Raw genomic sequence first — 21,465 nt, forward strand, 5'->3', positions numbered from 1 at the left:
CCAAGTCCCCCGGGGAACAGAAGGCGCGCGGCGCGAGTCGGCCGGCCCGGTCGGGCTCGCCCGGCGGGCGCGGTCGTCGCACCCGAGTGGCCTCCCGTAAGGCTGCCGAGCGGCAGCGCCGGCGCCGGAATCTGGTCGTTCTGGGCTGCGTGTTCGTCGTCCTGTTCGTGGTGGCCGGTGGCTACGCCGGATACAAGTTCATCCGTTCCATGGGCGGACCGGAGGATTTCGACGGATCACCCGGCCCGCTGGCCGTGGTCCAGGTGCACACCGGTGACACCGCCGAACAGATCGCCCAGACCATGGTCGAGAAGGGGGTCGTGCGCAGCAGCGGGGCCTTCTATCAAGCGGCCATGCGCAATTCGGGCATCACGTCGGTGCAGCCGGGCTATTACGCGGTGCCGACGCACAGCAAGGGCGTCGACGCGGTCGCGGCTCTGCTGAAGAAGACTTCCCGGGTGGGCAACGTGGTGGTCTCCGAAGGGCGGCGGCTGCACGACTCCACCGATGTGAACACCGGCGCCCGCAACGAGGGCATCTACCGCAAGATCGCCGACGCCAGTTGCGTCGGGACCGGTGCGGACAAGAAGTGCGTGACCTACGAACAACTCGATGCCGCCGGGGCCACCGCCGACGCGACCGCGCTGGGCGTTCCGGCCTGGGCCGTCGACGCCGTGCGCAAGGTGCCCGATCGCACCCGCCAGCTCGAGGGGATGATCGCCGCGGGCGCCTGGGATTTCGATCCGTCCGGCACGCCCGAGCAGATTCTGGCGCAGCTGGTGAGCGAGAGTGCCGCAGGCTATGAGACGACCGGACTGCTGCAGTCGGGGGCGACGAACAAACTGAATCCGTATCAGACGCTGATCGCGGCCTCGCTGGTCGAACGGGAAGCGTTGCCGCAGGACATGACGAAGGTGGCGCGGGTGATCGTGAACCGGCTCGCGGTCGATCAGCCGCTGCAGCTCGATTCCACGGTCAACTACACCCTCGACCGCACCGAGGTCGCCACGACGGACGCCGACCGCGCCCGCAAGACCCCGTGGAACACCTACGCCATGCCGGGGCTGCCGGCCACACCGATCTCCTCACCGTCGCTGGATGCCCTGCGCGCGGTGGAGAGTCCGGCGCCGGGACCGTGGCTGTACTTCGTCACCGTCGACAAACAGGGGACCACGATGTTCACCGAGAGCTACAGCGAACATCTGCGCAATATCCAGCGCGCCCAGCAGAGCGGAATTCTCGACAGTGGCCGATAACGGAACGGGGTCGCCGGCATCGGGACGCAAGGCCGCGGTGCTGGGCAGCCCGATCGCGCATTCGCGGTCACCGCAACTGCATCTGGCCGCCTATCGGGCGCTGGGTCTGGACTGGACCTACGAGCGCATCGAATGCACCGGCGAGCAACTACCCGGCCTCGTCGACGGGCTGGATTCGGACTGGGTCGGGCTGTCGGTGACGATGCCGGGCAAGGTCGCGGCACTGAACTACGCCGGCGATCGGACCGAGCGTGCCGTTCTGGTCGGCTCCGCCAACACCTTGGTGCGCACGGCGAGCGGGTGGCGAGCCGATTGCACCGATGTGGACGGCGTGCGCGGCGCGCTGCAGGGCGGAGGCGTGGAATCGGTGCGCCGCTCGGTCGTGCTCGGAGCGGGCGGCACCGCGCGACCGGCACTGCTGGCGCTGTCGGAACTCGGCGCCGAGACGGTCACCGTGGTCGCGCGCGACGCCGAGCGGGCCGAGCCGACCCTCGCCCTGGCCCGGCAGCTCGGGATGGCGACGGCGTTCTCCGATTTCGACGCCGATCGGGTGCGCACGGCGTGTGCGCGGGCCGACGCGGTGGTCAGCTCGGTACCGGCCGCCGGTGCGGCGGTGGTGGCCGACGCGGTCGCGGCGGCGCCGATGGTGCTGGACGCGATCTACGACCCGTGGCCGACGCCGCTGGCTACGGCCGTGCGGCGCGCGGGACATACCGTCATCAGCGGCTTGCAGATGCTGTTGAATCAGGCTTACGGCCAGGTCGAACAGTTCACCGGCCGGCCCGCGCCGCGGGCGGCGATGGCAGCGGCTCTGGATCGTCGCGACTTCTAGAACGGGTTCCAATTCGATGACGTCACAACACAGGCTAAGGTGATCGACATGAATTCGTGGGTGTTGCGCGCCATAGTCCTCGGTGCGCTGACCGTCGTACTGCGAACCCTGCTGGGTTTCGGCATGATCTACTCGCCGACCAACGGCTCGTGGATGCGCATCCTGTGCTTGATCGTGCTGGTCGTCGCGGGCGTGGCCTGGGGGCTGATCGACGGTCGCAGTGATCGGCGGGCCAATCCCGATCCGGAGCGCGGCGGTGCCGACCTGACCATGCGCTGGCTGAAGGCCGGCGTGGTCGGTGGTGTGGGCAGCGGGCTGGTGGCGTGGCTGCTGGATTTCGTGCCGAAGTTCGACCTCGGCGACAACGGTCTGCTGTTCGAGTTGACGGCCGGTGCCTCGTTCATCGTGCTGATGATCTTCATCCCGGCGATGGTCGGCGTGGCGATCGGCCGCTTCCTGGTGGGCCGGGATCGACGCAAAAGCGAATCCTCGGTGCCGCCGGCGGCGGCCTCCCCGGCCTGAGCGCCGACTGATCGGCTCATCCGGGCCGCGGATCGTCTCCGCGGCCCGGATTTTCGTGTCCTAGAGCAGAATTCCGCCGGCGGGGCTGTCCTCGCGGGCGATGGTCGCGTAGGCCGCGGCCAGCAGCGACGGGTCGGGACCCTCCAGGCGTCCGGGTTTGGCCAGACCGTCGAGAACGACGAATCGAAGAATGCCCGAGCGGGTCTTCTTGTCGGTCTGCATACTTTCCAGCAGCTGCGGCAGTGCGTCGGCGTCGTAGGTGATCGGCAGGCCGACGCTCTCCAGGATCGCGCGATGGCGATCGGCGGTGGCGTCGTCGAGGCGCCCGGCCAGCCGGCCGAGTTCGGCCGCGAAGACCAGACCCACCGACACCGCCGCGCCGTGGCGCCACCGGTAGCGTTCCCGGCGTTCGATCGCGTGGCCGAGGGTGTGCCCGTAGTTGAGGATCTCGCGCAGGCTCGCCTCCTTGAGGTCGGCGGCCACCACATCGGCCTTCACCTGGATCGCGCGGCGGACCAACTCCGGCAGCACATCGCCCTTCGGGTCCAGGGCGGCGGCGGGGTCGCGTTCGATCAGATCGAGAATGACCGGATCGGCGATGAATCCGGCCTTGATGATCTCGGCCATTCCCGCGACGATCTCGTTGGGCGGCACCGTTTCGAGGGTGACCAGATCCACCAGTACGGCCGACGGCTCGTGGAAGCAGCCGACCAGGTTCTTGCCGGCCTCGGTGTTGATTCCGGTCTTGCCGCCGACCGCCGCATCGACCATCGCGAGCAGTGTGGTCGGCACGTGGACGACCTTCACCCCACGCATCCAGGTCGCGGCGACGAAGCCGGCCAGATCGGTGGCCGCACCTCCGCCGAGGCTGATCACGACGTCCTGCCGGGTCAGGCCGATGCGGCCGAGCACCTCCCAGCAGAAGCCCGCGACCGGGAGATCCTTACCTGCCTCGGCGTCCGGAATTTCGATGCGATGCGCGTCGAGGGGGTCACCGTGCGGGCCGACGGCCTGCTCGGCCAGCGCCTGCCGCACCACCTCCGCGGTCTCGGTCAGCGGCGGCTGATGGAAGATCGCCACCGTCCGCACTCCCGGATGGCGGGCGACCTGCTCGACCAGTTCGCCCAGCAGCCCCCGGCCGATGATCACCGGATACGGATCGGCGGTACGGACCTCGATGCGGGTGGGCTCGCTCATGTGTGCTGCTCCGATTCCTCTAGTGCTCGTCGTGTGCGTGCCCGGCGGGCGCGGGCGCGCCGGGACCGACCGGCCCCGGCTGTCGCATCGTGCGCGGTCTGCGCGGCGTCACCCGCGAGACGTGCGGCGGGCGAAGGTGTTTCGTCGGCTGCGTGCGCCGGCCGTGCCTCCGTGCCGGAGCGGACCGGGCGCGCCGGTTCCGGATGCGGTGCCGCGGTCGCGCCGGGATTGTGGCTCGTGCCGGGAGGGCCGGCGGCGCGGGTGGCGGTGCGGCGCACTCGTCCGGGCCGTGCATTCGGCTGTGCGGCAGGAGGTTTCGCGTCCGCACTGCCCGGCGCCCGTTCGGAGGTGACGGTGGGGCGGTCCGGGGCCGGCCCGATGGGCGCCGTCTCGGGCGGGGTGCCGGTCCGGTTGCGGGAGTGCCGGCGGCCGCCGCGGCGGGAACGCCGTGCTCGGCGCCGCGGCTGAGTGCGGTCGGTCTCGGGCGAATCCGTTTGTGCGGCTTCGGTTTCGCCGGATGTGGTGGTGGGCTGGGTGGCGTCGGCCGCGGCGCGCGTGCGGCGACGGCGCCCCCGGGAACGGGAGCGGCGAGTGCCGGTGGGTTCGGTACTCGTCGAATCCGGTTGCGGCGCCAGGGTTTCGGTCGGTTCGACGCCGAGTTTGGCCAGAATGGCACGGACGACGCGGCCGGGGCTGCGGCCGTCGGTGCGAATCCGGATGGAGGCCACCTCGCGGTAGAGCGGGCGCCGCACGCGCATCAGTTCGCGATATTTCGCGCTCGGATCGTCGCCGTTGAGCAGCGGCCGATTCGTCGACGCCCCGGTGCGGCGCAGTCCCTCGGACACGCTGATCTCCAGGTACACCACCGTGCGCCCGCGCAACAACTCTCGCGTGGCCGTGGACAGGATCGCGCCGCCGCCGAGGGAGACGACGCCGTGTTCGGCGAGGATCGCGCGGCGTACGACGCGCTCCTCGATGCGCCGGAATTCCGGTTCGCCGTCGGTGGCGAAGATGTCGGGGATGCTACGACCGGTGTCCTGTTCGATCCCGGCGTCGGTGTCGTAGAGCGAGACGCCGAGTTCGCGGGCGAGTTTGCGCCCGATCGTGGACTTACCGGCACCGGGCGGGCCGATGAGGATCACGCTGGGCCGGCTGGGGTCGCTGCGAACGATCACGACGGCTGTCCCGGGCGCCGGACCCGGGCGGTGCCGCGCGCGGGATCAGCCATTCATGCCTCCGACGCCACGACGCCCGGGATGTGCGGGCGGGTCTGGACACGCTTCTGGTACGTCGTGAGGTTGTCGACGGTCTCGGCGAGGGAATCGCCGCCGAACTTCTCCAGCACGGCCTGCGCGACCACGAGCGCCACCATGGCCTCGGCGACGACGCCGGCGGCGGGCACGGCACAGACGTCGGAGCGCTGATGGATGGCCACGGCCTCGTCACCGGTGGCCATGTCCACGGTGGACAGCGCGCGCGGAACGGTGGAGATGGGCTTCATCGCCGCGCGCACGCGCAGGGCTTCGCCGTTGGTCATACCGCCCTCGAGGCCACCGGCGCGGTTGGTGGAGCGCAGCACCCCGTCGGGGCCGGGACGCATTTCGTCGTGGGCGGCGCTGCCGCGACGACGTGCGGTCTCGAATCCGTCGCCGACCTCGACACCCTTGATGGCCTGAATGCCCATCAGGGCCGCGGCCAGCCGCGAATCCAGGCGCTGTTCGCCGCTGACGAACGACCCCAATCCGACCGGCAGTCCGGTGACCACGACCTCGACGACGCCACCGAGGGTGTCGCCGTCCTTCTTGGCCGCCTCGATCTCGGCGATCATCGCGGATTCGGCCTCGGGATCGAATGCGCGGACCGGGCTGGCGTCGACGGCCTCGAGATCGGCGGCGGTGGGCACGAAACCCGGGCGGGCCGCCGCGGTGCCGATCGAGACCACATGGGAGACGACGTCGACGCCGAGGGCCTGGCGCAGGAACTGCCGGGCCACCGTGCCGGCGGCGACCCGGGCGGCCGTTTCGCGGGCGCTGGCGCGTTCGAGCACGTTGCGGGCGTCGTCGAAGCCGTACTTGAGCATCCCCGAGTAGTCGGCGTGGCCGGGGCGCGGGCGCGTCAGCGGAGCGTTGCGGGCCAGTTCGGCCAGTTCGGCCTCGTCGACGGGGTCGGCGGCCATGACCTCGGTCCACTTGGGCCATTCGGAATTGGCGATCTCGATCGCGACCGGGCCGCCCATGGTTCTGCCGTGGCGGATACCGCCGATCACGGTGACCTTGTCGGCCTCGAACTTCATCCGCGCGCCGCGTCCGTAGCCCAGTCGCCGCCGCGCCAGTTGCGCGGCGATATCGGCCGAGGTCACCTCGACACCGGCCACCATCCCCTCGACGATGGCGACAAGAGCGGGACCATGAGACTCACCAGCAGTAATCCAGCGCAACACGACCTCCATCTTTCCACGTCACAACGGTTCCCCGGACATCGGTGTCCGCGCGGCTACACCGTGGGCCACAGTGCCGCAACGGTAGCCAGGCACATCGCGGGCCCGTGTGGCACGGTGATCGAGGCGCCGAACACACCGCGACGACGGTTCGAATCGCGGGGCGCGGCAGGGTGGTCGCCGGAAGGCGCGGGCCCGATCGCGGTGCCGTCCCGGACACGCGCGAACAGCCTGCCGCCGCCGGCGTCGCCGGCGGCGGCGCGAGCGGCCACACCTGCCGCGACCAGCACGCCGATCCCGGCCGAGGCGGTCAGCAGGGGCGCTCCGATCGCGGCCCACACCCAGCAGGACGGTCCTCCGCACGCCGCGGCCGCACCGGTGCCGAGCGCCAATTTCACATCTCCGGCCCCGCACGCCGCCGGAGCGATCAGATGCGTCAGCAGATACGGCACGGCGAGCAGCAGCGCACCGGCGATCGCGGCGGTGGCACGGCCGGTCGAGGCCGCGAACATCGGCACGGCCGCCGCACCCGGCAGGGTGAGCGCATCGGGCAGGCGCTCGCTCCGGATATCGATCACGCTGAGCGCAACGCACCAGACGATCAGGGTGAGGTAGGCGGCGGTGGTCATGGCAGCCATCGTCTCTCGTCGGCGAGAGCCCACCCCTGCCCGCGAACCTGAAATGTGGACAACCGCAACAGTTGTGAACACCCGACGGGTAACACCGGCTCGCCGCCGGTCGCGGCCGTGGGTGCGGGAGACGGCGTGACGGCCTCGCAACACGACAGCGGTAGCGTGGCAGCCATGTCTGCTGATGACGGTGCCCGGCGTCCCGACCACGCTGCGCGTCGGGCCGGGTTGCGAGACCTGTTGGTGGAGAACGGGGTCGATGCCCTGCTGGTGACCGATCTGGTGAATATCCGGTACCTGACCGGCTTCACCGGCTCCAACGCCGCCCTGCTGGTGCACTCCTGGGACGGCAGCCAGGTGGGCGAGGACGGGGAGCGGACCGTCATCTGCACCGACGGCCGCTACCTCACCCAGGTCGGCGAACAGGTGCCCGACGTGCGCGCCGAGATCGCTCGCGCCAGTGCGCGGCGGTTGGTCGAACTGGCCGGGGAATGGCAGATCGGCCGGGTCGGCTTCGAAAGCCACGTCGTGACGGTGGACCAGCACCGCGGCTTCGTCGAACAGGGCAGCGGGCTCCAATTCGTTCCCGCGCCCGGTCTGGTCGAACAACTGCGCACGGTCAAGGACGACTACGAGGTCGAGCAGCTGCGGACGGCCTGCGCGGCCGCCGACGCCGCGCTGGCCACTCTGCTCGAACGAGGGGGGCTGCGCCCGGGCCGTGCCGAGCGCCAGGTCGCGCGTGAGCTGGAATGGCTGATGTTCGAGCACGGCGCCGACGCGATCGCCTTCGAGACCATCGTGGCCGCCGGTGCCAATTCCGCAGTGCCGCATCATCGCCCGACCGGCGCGATCCTGGCCGCCGGTGATTTCGTGAAGCTCGATTTCGGCGCGGTGGTCGGCGGCTACCACTCGGATATGACGCGCACTCTGGTCCTCGGCGAGCCGACCGATTGGCAGCGCGAGATCTATCAGCTCGTGTACGAGGCACAACAGGCCGGCCGCGAGGCGCTGAAGCCCGGTGTGTCGTGCGCGGCGGTCGATGCCGCGGCCCGCTCGGTGATCGAGTCGGCCGGGCACGGGGACCTGTTCGTGCACGGCCTCGGGCACGGCGTCGGACTGCAGATCCACGAAGCGCCTCCGGTCGCCAAAACCGCGACCGGTACACTTCTGGATGGCGTGGCGGTGACCGTCGAGCCAGGTGTGTATTTCCCCGGCCGCGGCGGAGTTCGCATCGAGGACACGCTCGTGGTTCGTGCGGGGGGCCCGGAATTGCTCACCCACACCACCAAAGACCTCACCGTGGTCGACTGACCCCGGCTGCCCCACCGGGCCGGGCCCTACGGCCCGGCCTACAGAACGTCGAACAGTACTAACAAGGAGATCCGAGGACAGTGGCGGACACCAGCGACTTCAAGAACGGCCTCGTGCTGAAGATCGACGGTCAGCTCCAGCAGATCATCGAGTTCCAGCACGTCAAGCCGGGTAAAGGTCCCGCGTTCGTGCGGACCAAGCTGAAGAACGTGCTGTCCGGCAAGGTCGTCGACAAGACGTTCAACGCGGGCGTGAAGGTGGAGACCGCCACCGTGGACCGCCGGGACATGACCTACCTGTACCACGATGGGTCGGACTACATCTTCATGGACGGCGAGACCTTCGACCAGATCGGCATCGACGAGCGGACCATCGGTAAGGGCGCCGGCTTCCTGCTGGAGAACATGACCGTGCAGGTCGCCACCCACGAGGGCGCGCCGCTGTACGTCGAGCTCCCGGTCACGGTCGAACTCGAGGTCACCCACACCGAGCCCGGCCTGCAGGGCGACCGCTCCAGCGCCGGCACCAAGCCCGCGACCCTGGAGACCGGTGCCGAGGTGCAGGTGCCGCTGTTCATCAACGTCGGCGACAAGCTGAAGATCGACTCGCGCGACGGCGGCTACCTGGGCCGGGTCAACGCCTGATCCTCCGGATCCACCGGCCCGGCGCCGGAACCATGGGCGGCGCGCGCGTACCGGCTTTCCGGTATCGCACGCGCCGCCGTCGACACTGCGAACGGGATAATGGTGATCGTGGCTGATCAGCCCGTGGACAAGAAGTCCACCCACAAGAAACTCGGAGCCCGGCACAAGGCCCGCCGCCGGGCCGTGGATCTGCTCTTCGAGGCCGAGGCGCGTGACGTCGACCCGGCCGATCTGGTCGTGGAGCGTCTGGACCTGGCCGGCCGCGACGAACAGGTCGCCCCGGTGAATCCCTACACCCGCACCCTCGTCGAAGGCGTCGCCGACGATCTGGACCGCGTCGACGGCACCATCGAGTCCTATCTGCAGGACTGGACCCTGGGCCGGTTGCCCGCCGTGGACCGCGCCATTCTGCGGGTGGCGGTGTGGGAGTTGTTCCACGCCAACGACGTTCCGCCCGTGGTGGCGGTCGACGAGGCCGTCGAGCTGGCGAAGGAACTGTCGACCGACGATTCGCCCGCGTTCGTCAACGGCGTGCTCGGCCGCATCGTGTCGCTGGCCGACCAGGTACGCGCCGCCGCGGCCGCGACCCGCCGCGACGGCGGGGAGTGATGATCAAATATCTCGTTCTCGCGATGCGCACCTCGGCCTGGTCCGACGCGGTCATCGAACCGCACCGCGAATGGCTGGCCGACGTGCGCGCGCGAGGTCAGCTGGATTGCACCGGCCGCTTCACCGACGGCAGCGGCGGGGCATACCTGGTGCTGGCCGAAGATCTTTCGGCAGCACGGGAATTGGTGTTCACCGATCCCATCCACACCACCGGTGCCTCCGAGCTGACGATCCACGAATGGGAGATCACGGGCTGAGTCGCGCTCGCGGCTCCCGCTCCCGAATCGGACAAACCCGCTAAATTTCCTGGAGCCCCGCCGGGGCCGCATACTGTTCCGGTCACTTGACCTAGAAAAGGTGGAACGGATGCGGTTCAATTCGGCGACAGCGCGTGCGGCGCTGCGTCTCGCCCCGGCGATCGTCGCGGCGGTAACCCTGGCCACGACCGGTTGCTCGGCGGTGGAAAAGGGTGTCGACAAGGGGGTTCAGGTCGCGAAGGATCACAACAAATCCGATACCGCCCGCGCCAAGGTCGGTGACTGCATCAACGTGATCAACGCCTCGGCCGTCGATTCCGATACCGAACCGGTCGCCTGCACCTCCGACAAGGCCGTCTACAAGGTCGCGCAGGTGCACAACGACAAGGTCGACTGTGGCGCCGATTTCACCTCGTACGAGGAAACCCTCAACGGCGGCACGCTGGCATATCTGTGCCTGGCGCCGAATTTCAAAGCGGGGCTGTGCTACGCGGATTCGCCGCTCAGCGGCTACAAGTACGCCGACTGCACATCCCCGGAGGCGAGTTTCCGTGTCGCCCAGCGCATCGACGGACAATCCGACGACACGCTGTGCGGCCCGGAGTCCGACAGTGTGATCACACTGTCGGATCCGCAGACGACATTCTGTCTGGCGCAACCGAAGTGAGCGCGGTCCTGCGCTCAGGCGGTCTCGGGACGCAGCACGATCGTGCCGAAGGTCGCACGCTCGTCGACCCGCCGATGGGCCTCGGCCGCATCCGCCAGCGGTAGGACGCTGTCGATCAGCACGGTGAGATCGCCGGCGGCGGCGAGTTCGAATGCCGCCGCCCGCTTCGCCGCCACCCCGGCCAGCCACTGCGGTCCGGAGCAGCCGGTGAAGGTGAGTCCGCGCATGATCAGATCCATGGTCGTGACTTGGGCGGGGGCGCCGGACAGCCAGCCGTAGCCGAGCATCCGGCCCCGCAGCGGAGTCATGAGATCGAGGACGGCCGCGGCGCTCTCGCCACCGATCGAGTCGAAAACCACGTCCACAGTGGTGTTGTCGAGGCGTTCGCCGAGATGCCGCGGCCAGTCCGGATCGCGGTGGTCGACGACCGTGTGCGCGCCGAGTTCGCGGGCGCGCTCGGTTTTGGCCGCCCCGCCGGCGGTGGCGATGATGTGCGCGGCGCCGGATCGGGCCGCCAACTGGGTGAGGTAACCGCCGATGCCGGTGGCCGCGGCCTCGATCAGGACGGTTTCGGTTCCGGTGAGTGCCGCGGCCTCCAGCAGGGCGAGGGACACCGATCCGCTCATCGCGACCGCCGCGGCGGCCTCACTCGACAATCCGTCCGGGATGCGGACCGCGGATTCGGCAGGGGCGCACATCCACTCGGCGTAGCTGCCGAAGTCGTTGCGCGCCACCAGGACTCGCTGTCCTTTCCATTCCGGGTCGACGTCGTCGGCGACAGCGGTGACGACGCCGACCGCCTGGGTCCCGAACACCGTGGGCGTCGGCTTCGGCGTCGGATACATGCCCGAACGCAACATCGTCTCCGGGTACAGCACGGGCACCGCCTCCACTCGGATCAGCACCTCGCCGGGCCGAGGGCTGGGCTCGTCCACGTCGCGCGCGACGAGGACCTCCGGTCCGCCGACCCCGGTCATTACGATTGCCTGCATATCGACCTCATAACTTGACTAACGGTCCAGATATTCCGTCGGGAAGAATATGGACCGTCGGTCAAGTTTGTCAACGGGACTGGAGTGCACAGTGGCGCAGCAGCGCAGAGAACGAGCCGATGCGGTGCGCAATCGCCGTGCGATCCTCGACGCGACTCGGGCGCTGCTGGCCGAGGGTGGGGCCGAGGCCGTGACCATGGACCGAGTGGCGGCCACGGCGGGAGTCGGCAAAGGTACGGTGTTTCATCGCTTCGGCTCGCGCGCCGGGCTGCTGCACGCGATGGTCGCCGAGCCTGCCGAAACGCTGCGGGCGGCGATCACCGACGGCCCGCCGCCGCTGGGTCCGGGCGCGCCGGCGGGGGAGCGGCTGCTCGCCTTCTTCGACGCGATGGCCACGATGGTCGCCGACAACGTCGAACTGATGGTCGCCGCCTACCGCAGCGTGCCCCCGCATCCGCGCACCTCCGAATTCCACGCCACCTGGGCGGAGCACATCACGAAGCTGCTGACCGAGGCTCGTCCGGACCTCGACGCCGAGGCGGTCGGCCACCTGCTGTTCGGCATGCTGGGCAGCGACTACGCCCTCGCCGCGGTGCGCGAGGGCGAGAGCGAGAGACTACGAGCGGCCGTGCGGCAGGTGGTGCTCGCCGTGGTCAGCTCGTGAGCAGAACACCGCCCACCGCACCCGCGGTCGCGACCACCGCCAGCGCCAGCCCGGTGCAGACGAACCGCACCGGCGGCACCCGGACCGCATGGGAACGGCAGAACTCCAGGCACAGCAGCGTCGCCAGCGAGGCCCACGGGGTGGCGATCGCGCCGACGTTCGTCCCGATCAGCAAGGACAGCAACTGGTTTCGGTGCTCGGGCGGTATCACCGCCTCACCCGCGGTGTAGGCGGGCAGGTTGTTGACGATATTCGACAGCCCGAGGCCCGCCCCGGCCGCGCGGTAGGCCCCGGCCGCACCGGAATCCGTGCCGATCAGCGCGGCCATCAGATCCGAGAGTCCGTAGCGGCCCAGAGTCGGGATGACCAGGAACAACCCGATCACGAAGATCAGCAGTTGCCACGGGATCAACGACGGCCGCAGCGCATCGCGATCGAACACGGCGAATCCGGCGATGGCGAGGACCGCCGCGGCGAGTGCGGCGTAGCCGATGTGGTCCCCGACGAACGGAATCGCCAGGACGAACAGCGCGCAGGCGCCGCCGGCCGTCGCGAACAGCGCCCGTTCCCGCGCATTTTCCAGCCGGATCGGGGGCGGTGCCACGTAGCGATCGGAGCCGCGCCGGCCGCGCCGCCAGTACCAGATCCACAGCGCCGCCATGGTCGCGGCGAGCGAGATCAGCTGGGGCAGCCACATTCTGGCCGCGAACCCGGTGGCATCGAGCCCGATGCGGTCGGCGGCGAGCAGATTGGTGAGGTTGGACACCGGCAGCAGCAGGCTCGCGGTATTCGCCAGCCACAACGTCGTCATGGCCAGCGGCAACGGGGGAATCCGCGCGGGCCGGGCCAAGGCCAGCATGACCGGTGTCAGCAGGACCGCGGTGGTGTCGAGGTTGAGCACCATCGTCGTCACGGACGCGAAGCCGACGCAGAGCACGAACAGCGCCGGATAGCGCCCCCGCCCGGCGATCGCGATACGATGGGCGATCACGTCGAAAACCTGTGCGCGCCGGGCCAGATGGGCCAGCACGATGACGCTGCCGAGGAACAGCAGCAGCGGTCCGATCCGGCGCATATTCGCCTCGGCGTCGGCGCGCGGCAGCCATCCGGTCAGCACGCACAGGACACCGGCCGCGAGGACGGCGATGCGGATCCAGTCCAGCACACGCGGTGCGGAGGCTTCCTCCGGCTCCGGGTCCCGCGCGTTGCGCTCGGGCGCCACCGGTTCGGACATCCGGCCATCATCGCACCACGGCGCACGCCGGCGCGTGCCGGTCCGCTCGCCTCCTGCGGGGCGGTTCACGACGCGGGAGTGGCGATCCAGCCGGCCACGATCGCCAGTCCGGTGGGACGGTGGACGCCGAGGAAGGCGAAGGGACGGTCGAAGTTCACCGCGATCATCAGCGCGGCGGCCGGCGCCGGTGGCATGCCGGTCGGTTCCATGAGGACCGCGGTGACGGCCGCGGCCGCGAAACCGTCGGCGGTGAACCGGGCGCAGACGTCCTGGGCGGCCGCCGTCACCCGCAGCGCGACCGGCGAGAGGCCGGGGAACGGATTGTCCGCGGCGGTGGTCGCCGAGGTCAGACCGAACAGCTCCGGCTCGCGCAGCAGATCGTGGGTGGATCGAACGGCGAAGGGCGGCACCTGGATTCGCAGGGTGTCCGATACCGCGGTCACCTGCCGGACCTCGACGCCGGGAGCTGCGGTGCCGAGTCCGGGCCGGCGCGTCTCCACCGAACCGTCGAGTGCCCCCAGCCCGGCCGCCAGCACCGCCGGGGCGGCGGCTCCGTCCGCGCCGAGCAGCAGATGCACATCCAGATCGGACGCGCCGCGCACCACCACGCGCGAGACGGGTGTGCCGGCCAGCAGCACGGCGGCGTCGCCGAGGTCGGTGCTGTAGCGGGCGAGAGCGGGCCCGCGGTGTCCCTGCCACGGACCGCTCGACGGTTCCAGCACGTCGGCGTGGAAGCTCTGCCGCCACGCGGTGCGGGCGACGACGGCGGTGGCCAGCGCGCATGCGGTCGCCGCGCCGATCCGGGCGGGGAAACGGTCGATCAGGCCGTCGGTATGGCGACGCGCCCAGTCGTCGAGCCCGTCCGGACCGCGCAGCGCGGCGATCGTCCCCGGCGGCAGGGTGCGAATCCACTCGTCGCGTAGCGCGATATCGTCGCGCACCCACACCCCGAGTGCCGCGCGCACCGATTCGGCGGCCTCGATCCGGCGCAGCAGGGCGATCGCGGCGTCGTGGGCGGATCCCGCGGGAATGCCTGCCGCCGCGGTGAGTTCGCCGCGGGCGGGCTCGCCGGCCGTCGCGGCCAGGAGTGCGAGCAGCGGCCAGATCCCACAGCCGGACAGGACGAAATCGTCGGAACCCGCTGCGGCGCACCACTTTCCGGTGAGATCGTTGGCGGCGGCCACATCGGGTGCGAGGCTCGGCTGCATGGGCGAAAGCCTACCGACGGGCGCTGACAGCAGTGCGCCCCTGCCGGGGTGTACGTGGGCGGCAGGGGCGCGTCCGGAGCCTGATGGTCCGGACGATCGGCCGGAACCGATCTGTCCACGAGTCTGGTTCCTCAACCGCACTCGAGGTCCAGCCCTCCGGTGCGTGGTCTGCGTCACGCCCGCGGAAACAGTGGCCGAAACTAGGTCTTCGTGGCCGAACGTGTTGAGGTGTCCCGGCCGGTGTGTGTCATCCTTCCGAGGCGGAACGGTCCGCGAGAGGTCCAGGAGGTAGGGATGGCTGGTGCCGGTACGGCCCGTCTGGCGGAACTTCGCGCGGGTCGCACGACCCCGGAGCAGGCGTGGCAGCTGTACGACAGCCTGCCGGAGGTCGCGGTCACCGAGATCACCACCGGCCGCTGGACCGGCGACGAACTGGACACCGGACATCCGTGGGCGGGTGTGCTCGTCGAATCCGGCTGGTACGGAAAGCAGTTCGACTCTCCCGACGAGGTGCAGCCGCTGTTGTTCGCCGGGCCGGACGGCCGGATCTTTCCGGTCGATCCCCGCCGGGTGCCGCTGGGGCTGGCCGGAACCCTGCCGGCGGCGGGATTCCGGGCAGCGCGGCGCATACTGCCGGCCGTGCGCCCGCTGCTGCGGACCCGCGCTTATCGTGCGCGCCTGCGCGAGATCGAATTCCGCGGCAAGGTCAGCGCTGCCATGATCTACGACCACCTGCCCATCGTCGACATCTTCCGTCGCGTCGACGAGGACACCCTGCTCGGTGTGATGGATATGCGCGGGCTGGACGACCCGTACTTCTTCATCCTGCGCCGCGACCGCTCCTGACCGCTCAGTCGTCGCCGGCGGCGAGGATCACGTCGAAGCGGGCGTCGGCGGTGTCGAGCTGTTCGAGAATGTGCTGCTTGACATGCGGCGCCAGTGGCGTGTCCGGGCGGGTGATCAGTTCGCGGTACACCGCGGTGAGCGGCCGGTATTTGGTGGCCAGTTTCGACATGACAGCCTGCTCGTCGGCGTAGAGAATGCCGACACCGTTGTCGGTGAAGTCGGAGATCTTCACCACCCGGGCCCACGGATCGCGGTCCAGGCTCGCGGCGACGTGGTCGCGATATCGGATATGCCGGTCCTCGTCCGAGTCGTGAGCCGGATTGGTCACCGCCGCAACGAGATTCGATACGCGTTCGCCGAAGCGCCGGGTCAGCACCGCGAGTGCCGCCGCGGCGGAGTCCTCGTCCGGATCCTGCTCACTGCGGAGCGCGACCAGGTCGGCGGCGTGATCCTCGACCGCATCGTGCAGGAGTCCGGCGAGCACCAGATCGGTGTCGTGCACCTCGTAGTGGCTCACGATGCGGATCGCCACTCGCAGTAGATGATTCAGATACGGCTCGCGGCCGTAGTTGTCGTCGCGGTGCAGGTCGGCCACGAATTGCAGTGCCGCGTCGACCCGTTCGGGATCGGCCAGTTTGCGCTGCGACTCGAGCAGCAGCCGCTGCCGCAGCCCTTCCTCGCCGTGCACATCGCTGAGTGTGTGCAACGGCATGGCCGCCAGAATTCCCGCCCCGATGGACTCCATCCGCCCAATCTAGCGGGCGACGGTGACAATCCGCGTCGTCGCAGTTGTCAGCGAACCCCGCGCGGGCGGAATTGGATGCTGATCCGGGGCCCCACGGGTCGGCGCGTCTTCGGCACCGCATGTTCCCAGGTGCGCTGGCAGGAGCCGCCCATCACGAGAAGATCGCCGTGCCCCACGTGGAAGCGGATGCTCGCACCGCCGCCGCGCGGACGCAGCAGCAGGGCCCGCGGCGCACCGATCGACAGGATCGCGACCATGGTGTCGTGAGTGGAACCACGGCCGATAGTGTCACCGTGCCAAGCCACGCTGTCCTCACCGTCGCGGTAGTAACACAGGCCGGCCGTGCGGAAGGGTTCGCCGAGTTCCGGGCCGTAATGGCCGCTGAGCGCGGCGCGGGCGTCCTCCAGGATCGGATCCGGCCAGGGCTCGTTCTCGCCGTAATATCGCAGCAGTCGCGGCACGTCCACCACGCGGTCGTACATCGGGCGGCGGTCGGCTCGCCACGGCACACGAGTGGCCAGCCGTTCGAACAGTTCGTCGGCTCCGCGCAACCATCCCGGCAGCAGGTCGACCCACGCACCCTCGGTCAGCTGGGTGCGGCGCACGCCGTCCAACGGTCCCAGCTCGATATCGCCGAAGCCGTCGAACAGCGATCTCTGCAGCGGTGTCGACATGTGTTCGAATCTACGTTCTATCGAACATATGTTCAAGCATCGGGGAGTGCCGGTGTCCGGCGCCGATCCGGGCGGCCCGGATCAGCTCAGGTGCGCACGCACGAAATCGACCACCGCATCGGAGAATTCGTCGTTGACGTCGCTGGCGGCGGTATGCGCGGCGCCGGTGATCTCGACATACTCCATCTGCGGCACCAGCGCGCGGAAGTCGGCGACGCCCTGTTCGCTGACCACGTCCGAGAGTCGTCCGCGCACCAGCAGCACCGGGATCTCGAGCGCGCGGGCGGCGTCCTCGAGGTCGCTGGTCTGCAGTTCGATGTCCTCGGGCCGGCTCGACATCATCGCCGGATCCCAGTGCCAATACCAGCGCCCGTCCTCGCGCAGCCGCAGATTGCGCCGTAGGCCCTCCGGGTTGCGGGGCCGGCGGCGGTGGGGCAGGTATTCGGCCACCGCATCGGCGGCTTCCTCCAGGGAGGCGAAGCCCTCGGGATGGCCGCCGAGGAAGTTCATGACCCGTTCCACGCCCTTGTGCTCCGGGCGCGGCACGACATCGACCAGAACGAGTCCGGCGATGCGCTCCCGGCCGGGGCGGGCGGTCGCCAGCAGGGCGGTCAATCCGCCCATGCTCGCGCCGACCACGATCGCGGGCCGGTCGAGTTCGGCGAGGATGTCCAGGAGGTCGGCGGTCATCGCCGTGCGCGAGTAGTCGCCGTCCGGAGCCCAGTCGCTCTCGCCGTGACCGCGGGCGTCCAGCAGGACGGCGTGCATTCCCACCTTCGCCAGCGCGGCGCCCGATTCCTTCCACGAGTGCCGGGTCTGGCCGCCGCCGTGCAGGAAGACCGCCAGCGGGCCGTCGGCCGGCCCCCAGCTCTCCCCGGCCAGGGCGATGCCGCCGTGGCCGCGGAAGGTGATCCGGCGGGGCTCGGTGAAGTCGGCTTCGTTGCTCACCCTCCGAGCATCCCACATCCGGTTTACGCTGTATGAAACAGTCCCGGCCAACGGTTGTGCCGCCTGCGTGATGCGCCGGCATAGCCGCAGGTGGCGGGGCTCACAGCGGGACCCCCGCCGACGGGAGGCCGGGGCGGCGCTGCTACGCTCAGGCATCGAAAAGACATCCTTTAACGGACCGTCCGGTGAGGCGGGGAAGGAGGTCGGCATGGCCGTGCCCGAAGAGCGCGGCGGCCGCGTCGCGCCCGAAGACCGGGCCGCCAGGTCGAGCGCTGCCGAATATTCGCAGCGGCACGACCCCGAGTGGGTCCGCGCCGGGCGTGAACTGCTGTCCGCCCCCGATGTCGGCCGGACCATCGCGCGCATGGCGCATCAGATCATCGAGAAGACCGCGCTGGATTCGTCGGATCCGGAGGCGCCCAGGGTGGTGCTGATCGGCATCCCCACCCGCGGCACCACCCTCGCCGCGCGGCTGACCGATCGCATCGAGGAATTCTCCGGCGTGCGTCCCGCACTCGGATCCCTCGACATCACGCTGTATCGCGACGATCTGCGCAACCGCCCGCATCGCCCGCTGGAACGGACCTCGGTCCCCGAGGGCGGCATCGACGACGCCCTGGTCGTTCTCGTCGACGACGTGCTGTTCTCCGGTCGCAGCGTGCGCTCGGCGCTGGACGGTCTGCGCGATCTGGGCCGCCCGCGTGCGGTGCAGCTGGCGGTGCTGGTCGATCGCGGCCACCGGGAACTGCCGATCCGCGCCGACTACGTCGGCAAGAACGTGCCCACCTCGCGCAGTGAGGACGTGTCCGTCCTGCTCAGCGAACACGACGGTCACGACGGCGTCTATCTGCATCAGGGGGATGAGCGGTGAGGCATCTGCTCTCGGTCACCGATCTCGACCGCACCACCGCTACCGAACTCCTCGACGACGCCCAGCGCTTCGAACAGGCGCTGCTCGGCCGTGAGGTCCGCAAACTGCCCACCCTGCGCGGCCGCACGGTGATGACCGTGTTCTTCGAGAACTCCACCCGCACCCGGGTCTCGTTCGAGGTCGCGGGCAAATGGATGAGCGCCGACGTCATCAACGTCAGCGCCTCGAGCTCCTCGGTGTCGAAGGGCGAGTCGCTGCGCGACACCGCGCTGACCCTGCACGCCGCGGGCGCCGACGCGCTGATCGTGCGGCATCCGGCCTCCGGGGCGGCCCACCAGATCGCCCGCTGGTTCGGCGAATTGGACGCCGGTTCGGGCGGCTACACCGGAACCGGTCCCGCGATCGTCAACGCCGGCGACGGCACGCACGAACATCCCACCCAGGCCCTGCTGGACGCGCTGACGCTGCGGCAGCGACTGGGTGATCTGGCGGGCAAGCGCATCGTGATCGTCGGCGACATCCTGCACAGCCGCGTCGCGCGGTCCAATGCCTTCCTGCTCGACACCCTCGGCGCCGAGGTGGTGCTGGTCGCGCCGCGCACCCTGCTGCCGGTCGGGGTCGAGCAGTGGCCGGTGCAGGTCTCGCATTCGCTCGACGCGGCGCTGCCCGGCGCGGACGCGGTGATGATGCTGCGGGTGCAGGCCGAGCGGATGAACGGCGGCTTCTTCCCGTCGGCCCGCGAATATTCCATCGCCTACGGACTGAACGAGCGGCGCATGGCCCTGCTCGACAACGACGCGGTCGTCCTGCATCCGGGTCCGATGCTGCGCGGTATGGAAATCGCCTCGGCGGTCGCCGATTCACCCAGAGCCGCAGTGCTGCAACAGGTCACCAACGGTGTGCACATGCGCATGGCGGTGCTGTTCCGCCTGCTGGTCGGCGCGGGGGAGGCCGTCGCATGAGTGGAACAGGGCCGGAGGCGGCAGCCTGCGTAACCCCGCAGGCCCCCACTCATGCGCATCGACACCCCGTGAGCATGAGCTTCGACGTGGAAGGTGAGGGCGCGTGAGCGATCTGGTTATCCGGGGCGTGCGGCCCTACGGCGAGGGCGAGCCGGTCGACGTGCTGGTGCGCGACGGTGTGATCGTCGCGCTCGGCGCGCGATCCGGTGCGGCCGTCGACGGCGTCGAGGTCGCCGCCGATGCCGAGGTGCTGGAGGCGGACGGCCGGATCCTGCTCCCCGGCTTCGTCGACCTGCACACCCACCTGCGCGAACCCGGCCGCGAGGACACCGAGACCATCGAAAGCGGTTCGGCCGCAGCGGCATTGGGTGGCTACACCGCCGTGTTCGCGATGGCCAACACCTATCCCGTGGCCGACACCTCGGTCGTCACCGATCACGTGTGGCGGCGCGGGCAGGAGGTCGGGCTGGTCGATGTGCATCCGGTCGGCGCGGTGACCGTCGGCCTGGCCGGCAAGCAACTGGCCGAGATGGGCACCATGGCCGCCGGTGAGGGCCGGGTGCGGATCTTCTCCGACGACGGGCACTGCGTCTACGACCCGCTGATCATGCGCCGAGCGCTCGAGTACGCGAAATCGCTCGGCGTGCTGATCGCCCAGCATGCCGAGGAGCCGCGGCTCACCCAGGGCGCCGTCGCGCACGAGGGCCCGAACGCCGCCCGGCTGGGCCTGGCCGGCTGGCCGCGGGCAGCCGAGGAGTCGATCGTGGCCCGCGACGCGCTGCTGGCCCGCGACGCCGGAGCCCGGGTGCACATCTGCCACGCCTCCACCGCCGGCACCGTCGAACTGGTGAAATGGGCCAAGGCCCAAGGGATTTCGATCACCGCAGAGGTCACCCCGCATCATCTGCTGCTCGATGATTCGCGGCTGGAGACCTACGACGCGGTGAACAAGGTCAATCCGCCGCTGCGGGAGGCCTCCGACGCCCAGGCGCTGCGCAAGGCCCTGGCCGACGGGGTGATCGACTGCGTGGCCACCGACCACGCCCCGCACGCCGAACAGGAGAAGTGCTGCGAGTTCGCCGCCGCCCGTCCCGGCATGCTGGGGCTGGAGACCGCGCTGTCGATCATCGTCGAGACTCTGGTCACTCCGGGCCTGCTCGACTGGCGCGGGGTGGCGAAGGTGATGAGCGAGAACCCGGCCCGCATCGCCGGGCTCGACGATCAGGGCCGCCCGATCGCGGTCGGTGAACCGGCCAACCTGACCCTCATCGACCCGGATGCCTCGTGGACCGTGCGCGCGCGGGAGCTGGCGAGCATTTCCGACAACACGCCGTACGAGGCGATGACCCTGCCCGCCAAGGTCGCCGCCACGATGCTGCGCGGGCGGATCACCGCCCGCGACGGAGTGGTGACGACCGCCCTGGCGGGGAGAGTGGGGCAATAATGGAGCGAACACTGTGGGTGATCGGGCTGGCTGTCCTGTTCGTCCTGTTCCTGTGGTTGATGTATCGCTCCTGGCTCGTGCGGGCCCGGAAGCAGGCCTCCTCGGTCGGGGAACTGCCGACGGTGCCGGCGGATCTGGGCGCGCAGGTGCTCGAGCCGACGACCGGTCTGTACACCGGTACCACGTTGGCTCCGAGCTGGCAGAACCGCATCGTGGTGGGAGATCTGGGCTTCCGCGCCACGGCGGAGCTGACTCGCTTCGAACGCGGGATCCTGCTGGAACGCGACGGCGCGGAGGTGATCTGGATTCCGCAGGAGTCCATCACCGCGGTCCGCACCGAACGCGGCCACGCAGGCAAGGTGATGACCGACAATGGTGTGCTGGTTATTCGCTGGAAACTGCCGACGGGAACCGAGGTCGATACCGGGTTCCGCGGCGACGACAAGACGGTGTATCCGGCCTGGACGGCCATATCCGCGACGGGACAGACCGGCGCGGCGACGGGAGACGAATAAA

At 69.9% G+C, this 21,465-nt stretch carries 23 protein-coding genes and 1 pseudogene; 14 read left to right on the forward strand and 10 right to left on the reverse strand.

Going from position 1 to position 21,465, the window contains the following annotated elements:
* From AC5592_RS00005 to AC5592_RS00015, 3 genes are all read left to right on the forward strand, one after another.
* On the forward strand, window positions 1-1,256 hold a 1,256-nt coding region (locus tag AC5592_RS00005; RefSeq protein WP_063063168.1), incomplete at its 5' end, for an endolytic transglycosylase MltG.
* On the forward strand, window positions 1,246-2,088 hold the full coding sequence (locus tag AC5592_RS00010) for a shikimate dehydrogenase (RefSeq protein ID WP_063062998.1): 843 nt from the start codon (window positions 1,246-1,248) through the stop codon (window positions 2,086-2,088). The genes AC5592_RS00005 and AC5592_RS00010, both read left to right, overlap by 11 nt.
* 48 nt (window positions 2,089-2,136) lie before the next feature.
* Complete coding sequence (locus AC5592_RS00015; protein ID WP_036502750.1) at window positions 2,137-2,610, forward strand: B-4DMT family transporter; 474 nt, start codon at window positions 2,137-2,139, stop codon at window positions 2,608-2,610.
* A 60-nt stretch (window positions 2,611-2,670) separates the two neighbouring features.
* Here the strand turns inward: AC5592_RS00015 and aroB are convergent, their stop codons facing one another.
* The 4 genes and pseudogenes from aroB to AC5592_RS00035 all read right to left on the reverse strand — a co-directional run bounded on the left by aroB (window position 2,671) and on the right by AC5592_RS00035 (window position 6,882).
* Window positions 2,671-3,807 (reverse strand): 3-dehydroquinate synthase, encoded by a 1,137-nt coding sequence (aroB, locus tag AC5592_RS00020; protein WP_063062999.1) that lies wholly within the window; start codon window positions 3,805-3,807, stop codon window positions 2,671-2,673.
* Window positions 3,808-4,463: 656 nt separating this feature from the next.
* Window positions 4,464-4,979: pseudogene (locus AC5592_RS00025) on the reverse strand (shikimate kinase); the annotation flags it as partial.
* A gap of 56 nt (window positions 4,980-5,035) precedes the next feature.
* Window positions 5,036-6,256: a chorismate synthase gene (gene aroC / locus AC5592_RS00030; RefSeq protein ID WP_083870839.1), complete on the reverse strand. Its 1,221-nt coding sequence runs from the start codon at window positions 6,254-6,256 to the stop codon at window positions 5,036-5,038.
* Window positions 6,257-6,300: 44 nt separating this feature from the next.
* A complete protein-coding gene (locus AC5592_RS00035; protein WP_232329131.1) occupies window positions 6,301-6,882 on the reverse strand; it encodes a prepilin peptidase in 582 nt (193 codons plus the stop codon).
* A gap of 165 nt (window positions 6,883-7,047) precedes the next feature.
* On the opposite strand from AC5592_RS00035, the gene AC5592_RS00040 reads away from it, so the two are divergent.
* The 5 genes from AC5592_RS00040 to AC5592_RS00060 all read left to right on the forward strand — a co-directional run bounded on the left by AC5592_RS00040 (window position 7,048) and on the right by AC5592_RS00060 (window position 10,361).
* Window positions 7,048-8,184 carry a M24 family metallopeptidase gene (locus tag AC5592_RS00040; protein ID WP_063063169.1) on the forward strand — a complete coding sequence of 379 codons (1,137 nt, stop codon included), beginning with the start codon at window positions 7,048-7,050 and terminating at the stop codon, window positions 8,182-8,184.
* Window positions 8,185-8,264: 80 nt separating this feature from the next.
* On the forward strand, window positions 8,265-8,828 hold the full coding sequence (efp, locus tag AC5592_RS00045; RefSeq protein WP_036502667.1) for an elongation factor P: 564 nt from the start codon (window positions 8,265-8,267) through the stop codon (window positions 8,826-8,828).
* 99 nt (window positions 8,829-8,927) lie between these two features.
* The gene (gene nusB, locus AC5592_RS00050; RefSeq protein WP_051024705.1) at window positions 8,928-9,437 is read left to right on the forward strand and encodes a transcription antitermination factor NusB; all 510 of its coding nucleotides are present in this window, start codon (window positions 8,928-8,930) and stop codon (window positions 9,435-9,437) included.
* Complete coding sequence (locus AC5592_RS00055) at window positions 9,437-9,694, forward strand: YciI family protein (protein ID WP_036502665.1); 258 nt, start codon at window positions 9,437-9,439, stop codon at window positions 9,692-9,694. The genes nusB and AC5592_RS00055 overlap by 1 nt, the downstream gene beginning before the upstream one ends.
* A gap of 109 nt (window positions 9,695-9,803) precedes the next feature.
* Window positions 9,804-10,361, forward strand: coding sequence for an LppU/SCO3897 family protein (locus AC5592_RS00060; RefSeq protein WP_036502719.1), 558 nt, complete (start codon window positions 9,804-9,806; stop codon window positions 10,359-10,361).
* A gap of 14 nt (window positions 10,362-10,375) precedes the next feature.
* Here AC5592_RS00060 and AC5592_RS00065 read toward each other — a convergent pair whose 3' ends face one another.
* The gene (locus tag AC5592_RS00065) at window positions 10,376-11,353 is read right to left on the reverse strand and encodes a quinone oxidoreductase family protein (protein ID WP_063063001.1); all 978 of its coding nucleotides are present in this window, start codon (window positions 11,351-11,353) and stop codon (window positions 10,376-10,378) included.
* Between the two features lie 124 nt (window positions 11,354-11,477).
* Between AC5592_RS00065 and AC5592_RS00070 the strand changes: the two genes are divergently transcribed.
* Window positions 11,478-12,017, forward strand: a complete 540-nt coding sequence (locus AC5592_RS00070) for a TetR/AcrR family transcriptional regulator (RefSeq protein WP_371507038.1) — start codon at window positions 11,478-11,480, stop codon at window positions 12,015-12,017.
* On the opposite strand, the gene AC5592_RS00075 is transcribed toward AC5592_RS00070, so the two are convergent.
* Together AC5592_RS00075 and AC5592_RS00080 are read right to left on the reverse strand one after the other, a co-directional pair.
* Entirely contained in the window at window positions 12,007-13,251 is a 1,245-nt protein-coding gene (locus tag AC5592_RS00075; RefSeq protein ID WP_084506241.1) for an ArsB/NhaD family transporter, read from the reverse strand. The genes AC5592_RS00070 and AC5592_RS00075 overlap by 11 nt on opposite strands.
* Window positions 13,252-13,316: 65 nt before the next feature.
* Window positions 13,317-14,459, reverse strand: coding sequence for a serpin family protein (locus AC5592_RS00080; protein ID WP_036502660.1), 1,143 nt, complete (start codon window positions 14,457-14,459; stop codon window positions 13,317-13,319).
* A gap of 294 nt (window positions 14,460-14,753) precedes the next feature.
* Between AC5592_RS00080 and AC5592_RS00085 the strand changes: the two genes are divergently transcribed.
* A complete protein-coding gene (locus tag AC5592_RS00085) occupies window positions 14,754-15,305 on the forward strand; it encodes a DUF4334 domain-containing protein (RefSeq protein WP_036502659.1) in 552 nt (183 codons plus the stop codon).
* A 4-nt stretch (window positions 15,306-15,309) separates the two neighbouring features.
* Here the strand turns inward: AC5592_RS00085 and AC5592_RS00090 are convergent, their stop codons facing one another.
* From AC5592_RS00090 to AC5592_RS00100, 3 genes are all read right to left on the reverse strand, one after another.
* Window positions 15,310-16,050: an HD domain-containing protein gene (locus AC5592_RS00090; RefSeq protein ID WP_036502657.1), complete on the reverse strand. Its 741-nt coding sequence runs from the start codon at window positions 16,048-16,050 to the stop codon at window positions 15,310-15,312.
* A gap of 47 nt (window positions 16,051-16,097) precedes the next feature.
* A complete protein-coding gene (locus AC5592_RS00095; RefSeq protein ID WP_063063003.1) occupies window positions 16,098-16,724 on the reverse strand; it encodes an alpha-ketoglutarate-dependent dioxygenase AlkB in 627 nt (208 codons plus the stop codon).
* A gap of 81 nt (window positions 16,725-16,805) precedes the next feature.
* Window positions 16,806-17,672, reverse strand: coding sequence for an alpha/beta fold hydrolase (locus AC5592_RS00100; protein WP_036502653.1), 867 nt, complete (start codon window positions 17,670-17,672; stop codon window positions 16,806-16,808).
* A 208-nt stretch (window positions 17,673-17,880) separates the two neighbouring features.
* On the opposite strand from AC5592_RS00100, the gene pyrR reads away from it, so the two are divergent.
* From pyrR to AC5592_RS00120, 4 genes are all read left to right on the forward strand, one after another.
* Window positions 17,881-18,543: a bifunctional pyr operon transcriptional regulator/uracil phosphoribosyltransferase PyrR gene (gene pyrR / locus AC5592_RS00105; protein WP_036502651.1), complete on the forward strand. Its 663-nt coding sequence runs from the start codon at window positions 17,881-17,883 to the stop codon at window positions 18,541-18,543.
* Window positions 18,540-19,505, forward strand: coding sequence for an aspartate carbamoyltransferase catalytic subunit (locus tag AC5592_RS00110; protein ID WP_036502649.1), 966 nt, complete (start codon window positions 18,540-18,542; stop codon window positions 19,503-19,505). The genes pyrR and AC5592_RS00110 overlap by 4 nt, the downstream gene beginning before the upstream one ends.
* 103 nt (window positions 19,506-19,608) lie before the next feature.
* Window positions 19,609-20,949 (forward strand): dihydroorotase, encoded by a 1,341-nt coding sequence (locus AC5592_RS00115; RefSeq protein ID WP_063063004.1) that lies wholly within the window; start codon window positions 19,609-19,611, stop codon window positions 20,947-20,949.
* Window positions 20,949-21,464, forward strand: a complete 516-nt coding sequence (locus AC5592_RS00120) for a PH-like domain-containing protein (protein ID WP_036502645.1) — start codon at window positions 20,949-20,951, stop codon at window positions 21,462-21,464. The genes AC5592_RS00115 and AC5592_RS00120 overlap by 1 nt, the downstream gene beginning before the upstream one ends.
* Window position 21,465 lies beyond the last annotated feature (1 nt).

It is taken from the genome of Nocardia violaceofusca NBRC 14427, assembly GCF_963869435.1.
Taxonomy (GTDB): Bacteria; Actinomycetota; Actinomycetes; order Mycobacteriales; family Mycobacteriaceae; genus Nocardia; species Nocardia aobensis.